Origin of the sequence: Azohydromonas sp., assembly GCF_035325925.1 — a bacterium.
GTDB lineage: Bacteria > Pseudomonadota > Gammaproteobacteria > Burkholderiales > Burkholderiaceae_C > Calidifontimicrobium.
Genome location: NZ_DAOKZA010000007.1, coordinates 16183 through 32090, shown reverse-complemented (window position 1 = coordinate 32090; position 15908 = coordinate 16183). Strand labels below are relative to the sequence as shown.

Below are 15908 nucleotides of genomic sequence, written 5' to 3'. Positions count from 1 at the left end.
GCGCGGCGCGGGACCGCGAGGTCCCACGACGCCGCGCCGGCGCCGGCAGGGGGCCCGCAAAACGCCGACAATATCCATCCATGCGCATGAAGCCATGCATGAGGAGCCCGGCATGACACCGTTCCATCCTTCGCGCCGCCGCTGGCTGCTCGGTGCCGCCGCCGTCGGCGCGACGGCCGCCGCCGACCTGCTGCCGGGCGCGCCGCTGGCCACGCTGGCGCGCGCCGCCGACGGCTTCCAGGACTTCTTCGAGGGCCCGCCGGTCAAGGACTACCCGTTGCGCCGCATCAGCGACCACGTGTGGATGGTGTGGACGCCCGACGGTTTCCCGACCCCCGAGAACCAGGGGATGATGGCCAACGTCGTGTTCGTCGTCACGCGCGACGGTGTGGTCGTGCTCGACAGCGGCGGCTCGCTGCAGATCGGCCGCATGGCGATCCGGCGCATCAGGACGGTCACCGACCGGCCGGTGGTGGCGGTGTTCAACTCGCACTACCACGGCGACCACTGGCTGGGCAACCAAGCGTTTCGCGAGGCTTACGGCGAGCAGCTGCCGATCTACGCGCTGCCCGAGTGCATGCGCGAGATCGCCGGCGTGCAGGGCAACCTGTGGCGCTCGCTGCTCGAGCGCTGGACGAACGGCGCGACACTGGGCACGCAGATCGTCGCGCCGAACCGGCCGGTCGAGCCCGGCGCGACGATGCGCTTCGGCGACGTCACGCTGCGCCTGCACCACTACGGCGCCGCGCACACGCCGTGCGACCTGTGCGTCGAGGTCGTCGAGGACCGCGTGACCCACGTCGGCGACGTCGCGATGCACCGGCGCATCGCCAACATGGACGACGGCAGCTACGTCGGCACGTTCAGGACCTTCGACGCGCTCGAGGCGAACACGCGCACCCGGGTGTGGATCCCGGGGCACGGCGACGCCGGCGCCGACCTGCTGCGCGAGAACCGCGAACTGTTCGAGGGCATCTACCGCCCGTGCGAACAGGCGGTGAAGGACGGCGTGCCGCTCGAGCAGGCCAAGGCGCTCGTGCTGGCCGACCCGCGGGTGCGCAAGTACGCTGCGACGACCCAGGGCTTCGAGTCGAACATCGGCAAGTACACCAGCCTGGCCTACCTCGAGGCGGAGAGGGAGTCGTTCTGAGAGCGGCTCGCGGCTCGCGGCGCGCGAGCGCGCACGGCTCAACGCGTCAACAGCCGCCGGGTGCCGTAGCTCAGCGCGTCGACGAGCACCACCATCGCCAGCATCGCGCCGAGGATGGTGGCCGTCTTGCCCATGTGGAACAGGCCCATGTGGAACGCCAGCAGCTGGCCCAGCCCGCCGGCGCCGACGACGCCGAGCACCGCGGCGGCGCGGATGTTGTTCTCCCAGCGGTACAGCGTGTAGCTCAGCAGCTGCGGCAGCACCTGCGGCAGCGTCGCGTAGAGGAACACGCGGGCGTTGCCGACGCCCTGTGCGCGCAGCGCCGCGGCGGGGCCGGGGGGCGCGTTCTCGACCGCCTCGGCGAACAGGCGGCCGAGCACGCCGCTGGTGTGCGCGGCCAGCGCCAGCGTGCCGGCGAACGGCCCGAGCCCGGCCGAGATCAGCAGCAGCGCGGCCCACACCAGCTCGGGGATCGAGCGCAGCGCGTTGAGCACGAGGCGCGTCGGCGTGCGGCCCCAGGCGGCGTCGCCCTCGTGCAGCCGGCTGGCCGGCAGCGCGAGCGCCAGCCCGGCCGCCGCGGCGAGCACGGTGCCCAGCAGCGACATCGCCAGCGTCTCCCAGGCGCCGACCGCGACCTTGCGCAGGAACGGCACCGACAGGTCGGGCGGGAAGAACTCGCCGACGAAGCGGCCCATGCTGCGCGCCGCCTCGACCGACAGGAACTGGCCCCACTGCAGGTCCAGCGTCCAGAAGCTGGCGACGACGAGCCACGCGAGGCCGAGCACGAACCAGCAGGCCCTGCAGCGCGCGTCGAACAGCGACGGCGGCAGCTTGTACGGGGCGTTGGCCGCGACGGGCCTGGGGGGCGTGTTCATCCGAGCGTGCGCCGCAGCCACGCGCTGGCGTGGTCGGCGAGTGCGACCAGCGCGATGAACACCAGCAGCATCGTCGCCACCTCGCCGCCTTGGAACATCTTCATCGAATTGTCGAGCTGCTGGCCGAGTCCGCCGGCGCCGACGAAGCCCAGCACCACTGACGAGCGGATCGCGCACTCCCAGCGGTAGACGGTGTACGACGTCAGCTCGGCGGCGTTGGTCGGCAGCAGGCCGTAGAAGAACGCCTGCAGCCGGCCCGCGCCGTTGCGCAGCAGCGTCTCGGTGGCGTGCGTCTCGCCGCTCTCGAGGATCTCGCCGTAGACCTTGCCGAGCATGCCGCCGTAGGTCAGCGCGATGGCGAGCACGCCGGCCGTCGGCCCGAGGCCGACGACGCGAACGAACACCAGCGCCCACACCAGCTCGGGGACGCTGCGCAACACGATCAGCACCCCGCGCACGCCCTGGCGCAGCCAGAACGGCGCGCGCGCCATGCGCCCTGACAGCGCCGACACCGACAGCGCGCGCGTCGACAGCAGCGTCAGCGGCACCGCGACGACGAGCGCGAGCGTGATGCCGGCGGTGGCGATGGCCACCGTGCGCCAGGTCTCGCGCGCAACCAGGGAGAGGAACTCGGCGTCGTGCGCCGGCGGGAAGAAGCCGCCGACGAACCGCGCGCTGACCTCGAGGTTGTCGGGTTCGAGCAGCACCCAGGGCCTGAACTCGGTGGCCACGAGCAGCGGCCACAGCAGCACCAGCGCGGCGCCCGCCCAGAACACGCGACCGGACCACGCCGGGTCGCGCGCGGGCGGCGTGGTGCGGGACGCAACGGCGACCGCCATGCGATTCAGCGGCAGTGCATCACCACCGGCTGCGCAGCGGCCGGTGTCTCGTCGGCCGCAGCCGGTGGTGCGTCGCCGCGCAGCTCGTGCTCGTGCTGCGCGTACAGGCGCGCCAGCTGTTCGCGCGAGACCTCGGCGGCGGGCAGGTCGAAGGCGAGCGCGCCGTCGCGCAGGCCGACGATGCGCGGGAACTGCGCCAGCGCGACGTCGACCTGGTGCAGCGTGGCCACCAGCGTCACGTCGCGCTCGCGCGCCGCGTCGACCAGCGTGGCGATGGCCTGCGCCGAACGCGCCGGGTCGAGCGCCGACAGGGGTTCGTCGACGAGCCACAGCGACGCCGGCGCCAGCAGCGCGCGCGCCAGCCCGACACGCTGGCGCTCGCCGCCCGACAGGCGGTCGACGCGCTCGAACAGCTTCTCGGCAAGGTCGAAGCGCTCGAGCGCCGCGTGCGCGGCGGGGATGTCGTTCGGGTAGAACAGCGAGCGCACGCTGGCCGCGAGGCCGAGTGCCGGCAACCGGCCGGCGAGCACGGCGGTGACCACACGCTGGCGCGGCGGCAGCGGCGGCACCTGCGGCGCGAGGACCAGCCGCCCGCGCAGCCGCTGCAGCGCGCGCCGCGGCAGCGACCACGGCTCGACGCCGTCGAGCGCGACCCGGCCAGCCGCCGGCGGCAGCGCGCACGCGAGCACCTGCAGCAGCGTCGTCTTGCCAGCGCCCGACGGGCCGATCACGGCGACCTGCTCGCCCGCGGCCACGACGAGGTCCAGCGCCTTCAGCGCCGGCGCCGCGCCAGCCCGCGCCGCCGGATGACGCGCAGCGACGCCTCGAAGCTCGACCTTCACGCGCGGTGCGTCGTCACAGCAGCCCGGCGCTGCGCGCGGCGGCCTCGAGGCCCTTGTAGTTCTCGGGCGTCGTCGCGATGTAACGCGTCGCGCGGTTCAGGCGCAGGATCTCGGCGTGCTCGGGGTGGGCGGGGTCGAGCGCGAGCAGCGCGGTCTTGACCTTCTCGCGCAGCGCCGCGGGCATGTCGGCGTGCACCGACCAGTTGTAGTTGAAGTACGGCGGCGTGGTGTAGAAGACGTCGACGGCCTTCGTGTCGACCCTGTTCTCGCCGACGAACTTGCGCCACACCGTGATGTCGAGTGCGGCGGCGTCGACCTTGCCGCTGACCACCGAGGCGATCGTCGCGTCGTGCGCGCCGCTGTAGGCGACGCGCTTGAAGTCCTTGTCGGGATCGATGCCGGCGGCCAGCAGGAAGCTGCGCGGCATCAGGTGGCCCGACGTGCTGCTCTGCGAACCGAAGCTGACCTGCTTGCCCTTCATCGCGGCCAGGCTCTTGATCCCCGAGTCGGTCTTGGCGATGAACACCGACTGGAACCTGGTGTCCTCCTCGCGCTGCGCGATCGGGATCACCTTGCCCCCCGAGCGCAGGTTGGCCTGCACGAACGTGAAGCCGCCGAACCAGACGAGGTCGACCTTCTTGTTGACCAGTGCCTCGACGGCGGCCGGGTAGTCGCTGACCGGCGTGAACTCGACCTTCATGCCCAGCTGCTTCTCGAGGTAGGCCGCCAGCGGCGTGAACTTGCGCACCTGCTCGGTGGCGGCTTCCTCGGGGATCGTCGTGACGCGAAACACCTGCTGCGCGTGCGCCATGGCGCCGAAGGCGAGCAGCGCGCAGGTCAGCAGCGACTTGAAGGTGCGCGACGGGGACAGGCTCAACATGGCGGGGCTCCTCGAAGGTCGACGGAAGAAGGGCAACGCGCGAGCCGGCGCATGCTGGCTGCGGTGCCGATTGGAACCCAAGCGCCGCAACCCTGCGCCCGCGCTGGTACATTGGCCGCCCGCCCGAAGGACCGCCACCTTGCGCGCCCCGCGCTTCATCGAATGCCCCGCGCCCGCGGGCCTGCCGCCCGCCGCCGAAGCCGCCGCCGGTCTCGCGCGGCGCCCGGCGCGGCTGCCGCCGAAGTTCTTCTACGACGCGCTCGGATCGCGGCTGTTCGACGCGATCACCGAGCTGCCCGAGTACTACCCGACGCGCACCGAAGCCGCGATCTTCGCGGATCACGGTGACGCGATCGCCGCCGCGGTGCACGCCGCGCTGGGCCGCGGCGCGACGCTGGTCGACCTGGGTGCCGGCAACTGCGAGAAGGCCGAGCGGGTGTTCGGCGCGTTCGCGCCCGGGCGCTACGTCGCGGTCGACATCTCGGCCGGCTACCTGCGCACGACGCTCGAGCGGCTGCAGCAGCGCCATCCGGCGCTGGACGTCGTCGGCGTCGGGATCGACTTCTCGGCGCGGCTGGCGCTGCCGGCCGGCCTGGTCGACGCGCCGGCGCTGCTGTTCTACCCCGGCTCGAGCATCGGCAACTTCGCGCCCACCGACGCGCTGCGGCTGCTGCGCGAGGCGCGCGAGGCCGCGCGTGGCGGCGCACTGCTGATCGGCGTGGACCTCGTCAAGCCGGCCGACGTGCTCGAGTCCGCGTACGACGACGCGCTGGGTGTCACCGCGGCGTTCAACCTGAACCTGCTGCGCCACCTGAACCGGCTGCTGGGCACCGACTTCGACGTGCGCGACTGGCGCCACGTCGCCTTCTTCGACGCCGCCGCGTCGCGCATCGAGATGCACCTGCAGGCGCGCCGTGCGCTGGCGGTGCGCTGGCCGGGCGGCGGGCGCGGCTTCGACGCCGGCGAACGCATCCACACCGAGGACTCGTACAAGTGGACGCTCGCGGGGTTCGAGGCGCTGCTGCGCGAGGCCGGATTCGCCCGCGTGCAGGCGTGGACCGACGCACGCCGCTGGTTCGCGCTGCTGCTGGCCGCGGGTTGACGTCGCCTCAGGCGGGGCAGGTGCGCAATCCGGCAAAGACGTCGTTGCGCTCGGCGGTGAAGTAGTTGCGGTAGCGCGGGTGGCGCATGCGCGGCTGCGTGGCGAACGAGGCGCCGCGCAGCACCGGCCGGCCGTCGAACCACGGCGCCGAGTAGTCGCGGTACGGGTGCGGCGCGAAGCCGGGGTAGGGCGCGAAGGCGCTGGCGGTCCACTCCCACACGTCGCCCCAGCGCAACGCCTCGGGGCGCTCGAGCGCGGCGCGCTCCCACTCGGCTTCGGTCGGCAGCCGCCGGCCGGCCCACGCGCACCAGGCCTGCGCCTCGTGCAAGGTCAGGTGGCACGCCGGCAGCGCAACGTCCAGGTCGACCCAGCGGCCGTGGCGCCACCGCTGCCAGCCCGCGCCGGCGCGACGCAGGAAGCGTGGTGCCTGCACGCCGCTGTCGCGCAGCCAGCGCGCGCCGGCGTCGCTCCACCAGCGCGGCTGCGCGTAGCCGCCGGCGTCGACGAAGGGCAGGAACTCGGCCCAGCGCAGGACCTGCACGTCGATCGCGAACGGCGCCAGCGCCACGTCGTGCGCGCCGAGTTCGTTGTCGAACGCGAAGCCGTCGCCGTCGTGGCCCAGCCGCCACGTGCCCGCGTCGAACTCGAGCGCATCCGCAGGCGCCGGCAGCGGCGCCGGCTGCCAGCGCGCGTCGTCGATCGGCACGCCGAGCCCCTGCGCCATGTACAGCGCCGCCTCGTGGTGCATGTCCTCGTGGCACAGCGCGAGGCGGAAGAAGTACAGCGCCTGGTCGTGCTCGGGCGTGTCGGCGAGCAGCGCGAGCGTCGACTCGAGCTGCTCGGCCAGGTCGGCGAGCGTCGCGTCGGCGTCGGGCAGCGGCAGCGACCAGCGCGCGTCGTGCGCGACGCGGCTCGAGTCGTACAGCGCGTCGGCGTCGGCGCGCTCGCCGACGGGGCGCGGCACGTCGGGGTCGGCGGCGGCGCCGAGGCGGCGCTGCGGGTTGCGCGCGATCCAGTACGCCTGGAACCAGCCGACGTGGCCCAGCTCCCACAGCGGCGGGTTCAGCTCGGCGCGCATCGGCACCGTCAGGCCGGGCAGCGCGCGCCTGAACGCGTCGAACGTGGCCAGTGTGTCGGCGCGGCTGGCGCGCAGCGCGGCGGCCAGCGTCGTGCGGCCGGCGCGGCGGGCGCACTCGCCGCAGGCGGAAGGGGGCGTGGCCATGCGCGGTAACCTGTGCGGGTGAAGCCCGCCGTCGTCGTCGTGACGCCCTACCTGGCCGCCGCCAACAACGGCAACTGGCAGACGGCGCGGCGCTGGGCGCGGTTCCTCGGCGACGATTATCGGGTGCGCCTGACCGACGACTGGCGCGGCGGCGACGAGGCGCTGATGATCGCGCTGCACGCGCGGCGCTCGGCGCCGTCGATCGCCGCGTGGCGCGCCGCGCACCCGGCACGCGCGCTGGTCGTCGTGCTGACCGGCACCGACCTTTACCGAGACGTCGACACCGACGCGCAGGCGCAGCGCTCGCTGCAACTCGGCGACCGCCTCGTCGTGCTCAACGACCTCGGCGCGCGGCGCCTGCCCGCGGCGCTGCGCGGGCGCACGACGGTGATCGTGCAGTCGGCGCCGTCGCGGCGGCCGCGGGCGAAGACGGCGCGGCGGCTGCGCGCGCTGATGGTCGGCCACCTGCGTGACGAGAAGTCGCCGCGCACCTTCTTCGACGCGGCGCGGCGCCTCGCGCACCGGCGCGACATCGTGTTCGACCACGTCGGCGGCGCGCTCGACGCGGCGCTGGCTTCCGAGGCGCGCGCGCTCGCCGCGACGCTGCCGACCTACCGCTGGCTCGGCGCGTTGCCGCACGCCGCCGCCCGCGCGCGCATCGCCGCGGCGCACCTGCTGGTGCACCCGAGCCGCATGGAGGGCGGCGCGCAGGTCGTCATCGAGGCGGTCACCAGCGGCACGCCGGTGCTCGCGTCGCGCATCGACGGCAACGTCGGCCTGCTCGGCGCCGGCTACGGCGGCCTGTTCGAGCCCGGCGACGCGACGGGGCTCGCGGCGCTCGTCGAGCGCGCGCGCGACGACGCGGCTATGCTGCCGGCCCTGCAGGCGCAGTGCGCCGCGCTCGCGCCGCGTTTCGCGCCGGCGCGCGAACGCGAGGCGCTGCTGGCGCTGGTGGCCGACTTGCTCGCCGGCCGCCGCTGAACGGAGAGAACCCCGCATGAAGGCCCCCGAACGACCCGCCGGCGAGCCCCGGCTGACCACGCTGTCGCACGGCGGCGGCTGCGGCTGCAAGATCGCGCCCGGTGTGTTGGCGCAGATCCTGAAGGGCGCGGCGGCCACGCCGGTGCCCGCGGAATTGCTGGTGGGCGTCGAGACCGCCGACGACGCCGCCGTCTACCGGCTCAACGACGAGCAGGCGCTGGTGGCGACCACCGACTTCTTCATGCCGATCGTCGACGACCCGTACGACTTCGGCCGCATCGCCGCCACCAACGCGATCAGCGACGTCTACGCGATGGGCGGGCGGCCGATCATGGCGCTGGCGCTGGTGGGCATGCCGATCGACGTGCTGTCGACGGCGACGATCGGGCGCATCCTCGAGGGCGGCGCCAGCGTCGCGCGCGCCGCCGGCATCCCGATCGCCGGCGGGCACACGATCGACTCGGTCGAGGCCATCTACGGCCTGGTCGCGCTCGGCCTGGTGCACCCGAAGCGCGTGCGCCGCAACGCCGACGCCAGACCCGGCGACGTGCTGGTACTCGGCAAGCCGTTGGGTGTCGGCGTGATGAGCGCGGCGCTGAAGAAGGACCGGCTCGGCGACGGCGGCTACGCGCAGATGATCGCGTCGACGACCCAGCTCAACACGCCGGGGCCCGACCTGGCGGCAATCGACGGCGTGCACGCGATCACCGACGTCACCGGCTTCGGCCTGGCCGGCCACGCGCTCGAGGTCGCGCGCGGTTCGGGCGGGCAGGTGAGGCTGGACTGGGCGCGCGTGCCGCTGCTGCCGGGCGTGCGCGACCTGGCGCTGCAGGGCCTCGTGACCGGCGCGTCGGGACGCAACTGGGCCGGCTACGACGCCGACGTCGCGCTGCCCGAAGGCTTCGACGCCGCCGACCGCGCACTGCTCACCGACCCGCAGACCAGCGGCGGGTTGCTGGTGTCGTGCGCGCCGTCGGTGCTCGACGAAGTGATCGCGGTGTTCCGCCGTCACGGCTTCGACGCGGCGGCGGCGGTCGGCGAGGTGCGGGCGGGCACGGGCGACGGCGCGCGGCTGGTGGTCGGCTGACGCGCCGTCGCGTCCGGCCGCCCGCCGGGCACCCCGCAGGGGTTGCCGGTTTCTCGGGGCGGCGCCGGCCGTGGCGAGCCCGACGCTCGCGAGCCGGCCGTCGTGGCACGCGGGCGAACACGCGGGCGCCGCGACGCGTCAGTGCCCGAGCACGCGCAGGATCTCGCGCCCGTAGGCGTCGAGCTTCTTCGCGCCGACGCCGCTGATGCCCGCCAGCGCGTCGAGCGAGCCGGGGGCCTCGCGCGCCATCTCGGCCAGCGTCGCGTCGTGGAAGATCACGTAGGCCGGCAGGCCGTGCTCGCGCGCCACCTCGGCGCGCCAGGCCTTCAGCGCCGCGAAGCGCTGCAGCGCGTCGGCGTCCAGCGGCAGCGGCGGCGCGGCGTCCTTGCGCGTCGCGCCACGTCGGGCGGCGCGGGCACGCGGCGCGCCGTCGCTGGCGCGGCGCAGCTGCAGCGCGACCTCGCCGCGCAGCACCGCGCGGCTGCTGTCGGTCAGCGCCAGCGTGTGGTACTCGCCCGCAGCGCGCAGGTGGCCCAGTGCGATCAGCTGGCGCAGCACGGCGCGCCACTGCGCTTCGCTCAGGTCGGCGCCGACGCCGAACGTCGACAGCCCCTCGTGGCCGTGCTGGCGCACCTTGTCGGTGGCCTTGCCGCGCAGCACGTCGATCAGGTGGCCGGCGCCGAACGCGCCGGGCGCGAAGTCGCCGCCGTGCCGGGCGAAGCGGTAGACGCAGCTCAGCGCCTTGCGCGCCGCGTCGGTCGCGTCCCAGGTCTGCGGCGGCTGCAGGCAGTTGTCGCAGTTGCCGCAACGGGCCCCCAGGCTCGCTTCGCTCGCCACCCCACGAGGGGGTTCGCCGTGCACCGGAAGACCCGGATCCGCGTCGGGCCCGCGGTAGTCCTCGCCGAAGTAGGCCAGCAGTCGAACGCGCCGGCAGTCGGTGGCTTCGGCCAGCGCAAGCAGCGCGTCGAGCTTGTCGCGCTGCAGCCGCTTGAACTCCTCGTCGGCGGCACTGTCGTCGATCATGCGGCGCTGGTTCACGACGTCGGCCAGCCCGTAGGTCATCCACGCGTCGGCGGGCAGCCCGTCGCGGCCGGCGCGGCCGGTCTCCTGGTAGTAGGCCTCGATGTTCTTCGGCAGGTCGAGGTGCGCGACGAAACGCACGTCGGGCTTGTCGATGCCCATGCCGAAGGCGATCGTCGCCACCATCACCAGCGCGTCCTCGCGCAGGAAGCGGTCCTGGTGCGCGCGGCGCGTCTCGGCGTCTAGCCCGGCGTGGTACGGCAGCGCGTCGATGCCCTCGGCGCGCAGCCACTCGGCGGTGTCGTCGACCTTCCTGCGGCTCGCGCAGTAGACGATGCCGGCGTCGCCGTCGTGCTCGTCGCGCAGGAAGCGCAGCAGCTGGCGGCGCGGGTCGTCCTTCTCGACGATGGTGTAGCGGATGTTCGGGCGATCGAAGCTGGCGACGAAGGTGCGCGCGCCGCCGAGCTGCAGCCGCGCGACGATGTCGGCGCGCGTCACCGCGTCGGCGGTGGCGGTCAGCGCGACGCGCGGCACGGCGGGGTAGCGCTCGGGCAGCATCGACAGCCCAAGGTACTCCTCGCGGAAGTCGTGCCCCCACTGGCTGACGCAGTGCGCTTCGTCGATCGCGAAAAGCGACAGCCGGCCGCGTTCGTGCAGCGCGTCGAGCATGGCCAGGAAACGCGGCGTGAGCACGCGCTCGGGCGCGGCGTACAGCAGCACCAGCGCGCCGCTGCGCAACTCGCGCTCGGTGGCCAGCGCCTCGTCGGCGCCGAGCGTCGAGTTGAGGAACGCCGCGTGCACGCCGGCCTCCTCGAGCGCGCCGACCTGGTCGTGCATCAGCGCGATCAGCGGGCTGACGACCACCGTGACCCCGTGGCCGGCGCGGTGGCGAACGATCGCCGGCACCTGGTAGCACAGGCTCTTGCCGCCGCCGGTGGGCATCAGCACCAGCGCGTCGCCACCGCCGGCCACGTGTGCGACGATCGCCGCCTGCTCGCCGCGGAACGCCGCGTACCCGAAAACCTCGTGCAGCACCTGCAGTGCGGCATCGGCGACGGGGGCGGGGGTGGGCGGCAAGACGGTGGGGCGAGGCGCGGCGGCCGCCATGTTACGGGGCGGTGCGCCGCCGCCGGTCGCGGGCGACCGCGCGCCGACGTCGCGACGCTACGACGACGGGCCGCCGCGTGCCGGTTCGGCCGCGGGGGCCGGCCGCGGCATCAGCAACGACGCCAGCTCGCCGTACATCGGCCGCGCGACCATGCGCGACACGCCGCTGGACAGCAGCGCGGTGGCCATCAGGCTGAGCACCATCGCGTGGCCGGCGACCATCTCCATCACGATGATGAAGGCGGTGATCGGTGCCTGCGTGGTCGCGGCGAGGAAGCCGACCATGCCCAGCGCGATCAGCGGAATCGCGCGTTCGGCGCCGACGCCGGCCCACAGCGCGACGTCGTGCCCGATGCCCGCGCCGATCGACAGCGACGGCGCGAACACGCCGGCGGGCACGCCGGTCCACGCCGACAGCCAGGTGGCGCAGAACTTGAGCACCGTGTACAGCGCCGGCCACTGCGCGTCGCCCTCGAGCAGTTCGCGCGTCGCCGTGGCGCCGGCGCCGGCGGTGGCGCCGTGCGTGACCAGCCCGATCAGCGCCACGCCGAAGGCGCAGCCGGCGGCGAAGCGCAGCGGGTGCTCGCGCCGCCAGCGGCTGAAGCGGTCGCCCTGCCCCTGCATCGACACCACGATCAGGCGCGAGAACAGCCCGCCGGCCAGCCCGGCGATCAGCGCCACCAGCAGCCCGGGGCCGAACAGCCCCCAGTCGAGGCGCTGCACCGCCAGCCGCCCGAAGTAGGTGATGTTGCCGAACACCGAGACCGCGACCAGACCGGCGGTGACGATGCTCACGATGACCAGCGCGCTATGCGACAGCCCGCGCCGGCGCGACAGCTCCTCGAGCGCGAACATCACACCGCCCAGCGGCGTGTTGAACGCCGCGGCGATGCCGGCGGCCGCACCGGCGACCATCAGGTCGTGCGCGTCGACGCCGGCGCCCGGCGACAGCCAGCGCCGGGCGTGCAGCATCACGCCGGCGCCGATCTGCACCGTCGGGCCCTCGCGCCCGATCGACAGCCCGGCGAGCATGCCGGCGGCGACCAGCCAGGTCTTGTGCAGCGACACCTTCATCGACACCAGCCAGCCCACGCGTGCGTCGTCGCTGCGTGCGTCGAGCGCGGCGATCACCTGCGGGATGCCCGAGCCGGTCGCCGCCGGCGCGAAGCGCCGCGTCGCCCACAGGATCGCCACCGTCAGCGCCGGCGTCCACAGCAGCGCCAGCCAGGGCCCGGCGGGCTGCAGGCCGCGGCCGTGCATGTACAGCGCGTAGGCCCACTCGGACAGCAGCGTGCAGCCGACCACCACCAGTCCGGTGGCCACCGCGTACGCCAGCACCACCGCGCGGTCGATCCACTGGTGGCCGCCGACCAGCTCCTGGCGCAGGTTGCGCCAGAAGTCGGGGTGCTCGTCGCCGGGGGGGCGCTCCTGCATGGCGCGACGATAGCAGCAGCGCCCGCCGCGGCCCGGGGGCGCGGGGGCCGCTGCGGCACAATGCTGCGCTCCCCGTTCAGCAGCGCCGGAGGCGCCCATGGCCAGCGTCAACAAAGTGATCCTCATCGGCAACCTCGGCAAGGACCCCGAGGTGCGCTACACGCCCAGCGGCGCGGCGGTGTGCAACCTGCGCATCGCGACCACGCGCAACTGGAAGAACCGCGACAGCGGCGAGCGCCAGGAGGAGACCGAGTGGCACTCGGTGGTGCTGTACGACCGCCAGGCCGAGGTGGCCGGCGAGTACCTGCGCAAGGGCCGCCCGGTGTACATCGAGGGCCGCTTGAAGACGCGCAAGTGGCAGGACAAGGACGGCAACGACCGCTACACCACCGAGATCGTCGCCGAGACGATGCAGCTGCTCGGCGGTCGCGAGGGCATGGGCGGCGACGACGCCGGCGGCGCTGCGGCCGCCGCGCCGCGCAGCGCGCCGGCCGCGCGCCCGACGCCGAAGCCGGCGCCGAAGTCGTCGACCGGCTTCGACGACATGGACGACGACATCCCGTTCTGAGGACACCGGCGACGGCTCCGCATCGGCGTTTGCCCCTCCTACCCATGTGGGCTATGAGCGGTCACCCATCGCGGTAATAGACGCGGCAGCGACCATCGCCCGTAATAGCCGCAGTGTGGCGCGGCCGCGCCGGCGCCGCGGCCACGTGCACGGTCGGCTCTCGAACGAAGCGATCGGCACGCTCACGCATGGAGATCTCTGCATGAACTTCGACAAGGAATTCGACGCATCGGGCCTGTCGTGCCCGCTGCCGATCGTCAAGACGAAGAAGTCGCTCGCCGACATGGCCTCGGGCCAGGTGCTGCGCGTCGTCGCCACCGACCCCGGTTCGGTGTGCGACATGGCGGCGTTCGCCGAGTCGACCGGCAACGCGCTGCTGTCGTCCAGCGAAGAGGGCGGCAAGTACGTCTTCTTCCTGCGCAAGGCCTGAGCCGGCCGAGCGCCGTGACGTGCCGTGACGCCGCGCGGTCGAGACCGCCGCGGCGCGGTGGCGCGCGTGTGCGCACACCCCTTTCAGCTTGACCCGGAGCAACGATGGCTGGCAAGAAAATGGCGATCATCGCCACCAAGGGCACGCTCGACATGGCCTACCCGCCTTTGATCCTCGGGTCGACGGCGGCCTCGCTGGGCTGGGACGTGCAGGTCTTCTTCACCTTCTACGGCCTGCAGTTGCTGCGCAAGGACTTGAGCGGCATCGCGATCAGCCCGCTGGCGAACCCGGCGATGCCGATGCCGGTGCCGATGCCGGTGATCGTCTCGGTGCTGCCCGGCATGGAGGCGATGGCGACGATGATGATGAAGAAGAAGATGAAGGACAAGGGCGTCGCGTCGCTCGAGGAACTGCGCACGATCTGCCTCGAGTCCGACGTCAAGTTCATCGCCTGCCAGATGACCGTCGACCTGTTCGAGTTCGACAAGAGCGAGTTCATCGACGGCATCGAGTACGGCGGCGCGGCGACCTTCCTGAAGTTCGCCGGCGACACCGACGTGTGCCTGTTCATCTGAGCGCGCGGCGTCGCGCGAGGAGGAGGCCGAGGCCATGGAGCAAGCGGCGGCAGACCCCGGCCGAGTCGTCGTGTGGGGCGGCTTCGTGCTGGCGTTCGTGTTCGGCGCCATCGCCAACCGCGCCAACTTCTGCACCATGGGCGCGGTGTCGGACATCGTCAACATGGGCCACTGGGGCCGCATGCGCATGTGGCTGCTGGCGATCGCCGTGGCCGTGGTCGGCACCAACCTGCTGTTCCACGCCGGCCTGATCGACCTGCCGAAGAGCATCTACCAGCGCCCGACGCTGAACTGGCTGTCGCTGCTGCTCGGCGGCGTGCTGTTCGGCGTGGGCATGTCGATGGCCGGCGGCTGCGCGAACAAGAACCTGATCCGCGTCGGCGGCGGCAGCCTGCGCTCGCTGGTGGTGCTGACCTTCCTCGGCATCTCGGCGTACATGACGCTCAAGGGCCTGTTCGGCCAGTGGCGCGCCAGCTGGCTCGACCCGGTGTCGGTCGACCTCGCGGCGATGGGCCTGGCCGACCAGAGCCTGGCCAGCGTCGTCGCCGGCGCCACCGGGATGGCGCCGAAGACCGCGCTGATGGTCACGCTGTGGGTCGTCGGCCTGGCGCTGCTGGCCTTCGTGTTCAAGGACCGGCGCTTCCGCGCCACCGCGACGCAGTGGGTCGCCGGGCTGGTGATCGGCGCGATCGTCGTCGCCGGCTGGTACCTCACCGGTCACCTGGGCTTCGGCGAGAACCCCGACACGCTCGAGATGACCTACTTCGCGACGAACACGCGCACGCTCGAGTCGATGAGCTTCGTCGCACCGACCGCGTTCACGCTCGAGCTGCTGATGCTGTGGACCGACAAGTCGCTGCGCGTGACCTTCGGCATCGCCACCGCGCTGGGCGTGATCGCCGGCTCGTTCGCGTGGGCGATGCGGTCGAAGACCTTCCGCTGGGAGGGTTTCGCGTCGTTCGCCGACCTGCGCAACCAGCTGATCGGCGCGGTGCTGATGGGTTTCGGCGGCGTCACCGCGATGGGCTGCACCGTCGGCCAGGGGCTGACCGGCGTGTCCACGCTGGCGATCGGCTCGTTCATCGCGCTGGCCGGCATCGTCGCCGGGTCGGCGGCGACGCTGAAGTACATCACCTGGCGCGCCGAACGCGATGCGTGACGCGCCCGCGCCTTGCCGCGCGACGGATCCCGGGACGACGAGGAGGCTGACGATGGACGGACGAAACCTGCGCACGGCGGTCGCGCTGATGCTCCTGCCGCTGGCGGCCTCGGCCGCCGACCCCGCGTGGATCGGCGAGGCACGCACGGTGGCCACGTCGGTGCCGCCGAAGCTGCTGGCGGTGCTGCGCGCCGAGATCGACAAGGGCGGCCCCGAAGGCGCGATCGCCACTTGCAGCGAGGTCGCGCCGCAGCTGGCGCGCGAGGCGTCGCAGGCCAGCGGTTGGGCGATCCGCCGCGTCAGCCTGCGCCAGCGCAACCCGAAGGCGGTGCCCGACGACTGGGAGCGCGCGACGCTGCAGGACTTCGACCGCCGCGCCGCCGCCGGCGAGAACCCGGCGACGCTGGAACGCGCCGAGGCGGTGTCGGTGGACGGGCAGACGGTGTGGCGCTACATGCGTGCGCTGCCGACGCAGGAGCTGTGCCTGAACTGCCACGGCCCGGCCGACAAGCTCAGCGCCGCGGTGCGCGCGCAGCTGCAGTCGCGCTACCCGAACGACCTCGCGGTCGGCTACTCGGTGGGGCAGATCCGCGGCGCGATGACGATCCGCAAGCCGCAGCCCTGAGCCCCGGGCGCG

16 protein-coding genes are annotated in these 15908 nt (G+C 73.3%); 9 read left to right on the top strand and 7 right to left on the bottom strand.

The annotated features are described in order from the left end of the window. Positions 1-112 precede the first annotated feature (112 nt). On the top strand, positions 113-1150 hold the full coding sequence (locus PKC53_RS04055; RefSeq protein ID WP_324426575.1) for an MBL fold metallo-hydrolase: 1038 nt from the start codon (positions 113-115) through the stop codon (positions 1148-1150). 38 nt (positions 1151-1188) lie between these two features. Here the strand turns inward: PKC53_RS04055 and phnE are convergent, their stop codons facing one another. The 4 genes from phnE to PKC53_RS04035 are packed head-to-tail and all read right to left on the bottom strand — an operon-like array spanning position 1189 to position 4586. Next, a complete protein-coding gene (gene phnE / locus PKC53_RS04050) occupies positions 1189-2025 on the bottom strand; it encodes a phosphonate ABC transporter, permease protein PhnE (protein ID WP_324426573.1) in 837 nt (278 codons plus the stop codon). After that, complete coding sequence (locus PKC53_RS04045) at positions 2022-2864, bottom strand: ABC transporter permease (RefSeq protein ID WP_324426571.1); 843 nt, start codon at positions 2862-2864, stop codon at positions 2022-2024. Before PKC53_RS04045 ends, phnE begins: the two co-directional genes overlap by 4 nt. A 5-nt stretch (positions 2865-2869) precedes the next feature. After that, positions 2870-3706: an ATP-binding cassette domain-containing protein gene (locus tag PKC53_RS04040; RefSeq protein WP_324426569.1), complete on the bottom strand. Its 837-nt coding sequence runs from the start codon at positions 3704-3706 to the stop codon at positions 2870-2872. A 13-nt stretch (positions 3707-3719) separates the two neighbouring features. After that, the gene (locus PKC53_RS04035; protein ID WP_324426567.1) at positions 3720-4586 is read right to left on the bottom strand and encodes a putative selenate ABC transporter substrate-binding protein; all 867 of its coding nucleotides are present in this window, start codon (positions 4584-4586) and stop codon (positions 3720-3722) included. Between the two features lie 139 nt (positions 4587-4725). Between PKC53_RS04035 and egtD the strand changes: the two genes are divergently transcribed. Further along, positions 4726-5688 carry an L-histidine N(alpha)-methyltransferase gene (egtD, locus tag PKC53_RS04030; RefSeq protein ID WP_324426565.1) on the top strand — a complete coding sequence of 321 codons (963 nt, stop codon included), beginning with the start codon at positions 4726-4728 and terminating at the stop codon, positions 5686-5688. Between the two features lie 7 nt (positions 5689-5695). Here egtD and senA read toward each other — a convergent pair whose 3' ends face one another. After that, entirely contained in the window at positions 5696-6910 is a 1215-nt protein-coding gene (gene senA / locus PKC53_RS04025) for a selenoneine synthase SenA (RefSeq protein ID WP_324426563.1), read from the bottom strand. Between the two features lie 39 nt (positions 6911-6949). Here senA and senB point away from each other — a divergent pair, with 39 nt between their 5' ends. Together senB and selD are read left to right on the top strand one after the other, a co-directional pair. After that, a complete protein-coding gene (gene senB / locus PKC53_RS04020; protein ID WP_324426561.1) occupies positions 6950-7891 on the top strand; it encodes a selenoneine biosynthesis selenosugar synthase SenB in 942 nt (313 codons plus the stop codon). 16 nt (positions 7892-7907) lie between these two features. Continuing rightward, entirely contained in the window at positions 7908-8978 is a 1071-nt protein-coding gene (gene selD / locus PKC53_RS04015) for a selenide, water dikinase SelD (RefSeq protein ID WP_324426559.1), read from the top strand. 138 nt (positions 8979-9116) lie between these two features. On the opposite strand, the gene PKC53_RS04010 is transcribed toward selD, so the two are convergent. Further along, positions 9117-11105, bottom strand: coding sequence for a RecQ family ATP-dependent DNA helicase (locus PKC53_RS04010; RefSeq protein WP_324426556.1), 1989 nt, complete (start codon positions 11103-11105; stop codon positions 9117-9119). A gap of 57 nt (positions 11106-11162) precedes the next feature. Further along, positions 11163-12539: a chloride channel protein gene (locus PKC53_RS04005; protein WP_324426554.1), complete on the bottom strand. Its 1377-nt coding sequence runs from the start codon at positions 12537-12539 to the stop codon at positions 11163-11165. Between the two features lie 97 nt (positions 12540-12636). Between PKC53_RS04005 and ssb the strand changes: the two genes are divergently transcribed. The 5 genes from ssb to PKC53_RS03980 all read left to right on the top strand — a co-directional run bounded on the left by ssb (position 12637) and on the right by PKC53_RS03980 (position 15896). Beyond that, positions 12637-13107 carry a single-stranded DNA-binding protein gene (gene ssb / locus PKC53_RS04000; protein WP_324426552.1) on the top strand — a complete coding sequence of 157 codons (471 nt, stop codon included), beginning with the start codon at positions 12637-12639 and terminating at the stop codon, positions 13105-13107. Positions 13108-13309: 202 nt separating this feature from the next. Continuing rightward, positions 13310-13537: a sulfurtransferase TusA family protein gene (locus tag PKC53_RS03995; protein WP_324426550.1), complete on the top strand. Its 228-nt coding sequence runs from the start codon at positions 13310-13312 to the stop codon at positions 13535-13537. Positions 13538-13641: 104 nt separating this feature from the next. After that, the gene (locus PKC53_RS03990; protein WP_324426548.1) at positions 13642-14112 is read left to right on the top strand and encodes a DsrE/DsrF/DrsH-like family protein; all 471 of its coding nucleotides are present in this window, start codon (positions 13642-13644) and stop codon (positions 14110-14112) included. Between the two features lie 34 nt (positions 14113-14146). Then, complete coding sequence (locus PKC53_RS03985; RefSeq protein ID WP_324426547.1) at positions 14147-15271, top strand: YeeE/YedE family protein; 1125 nt, start codon at positions 14147-14149, stop codon at positions 15269-15271. Between the two features lie 52 nt (positions 15272-15323). Beyond that, positions 15324-15896 carry a DUF3365 domain-containing protein gene (locus PKC53_RS03980; protein WP_324426545.1) on the top strand — a complete coding sequence of 191 codons (573 nt, stop codon included), beginning with the start codon at positions 15324-15326 and terminating at the stop codon, positions 15894-15896. Positions 15897-15908 lie beyond the last annotated feature (12 nt).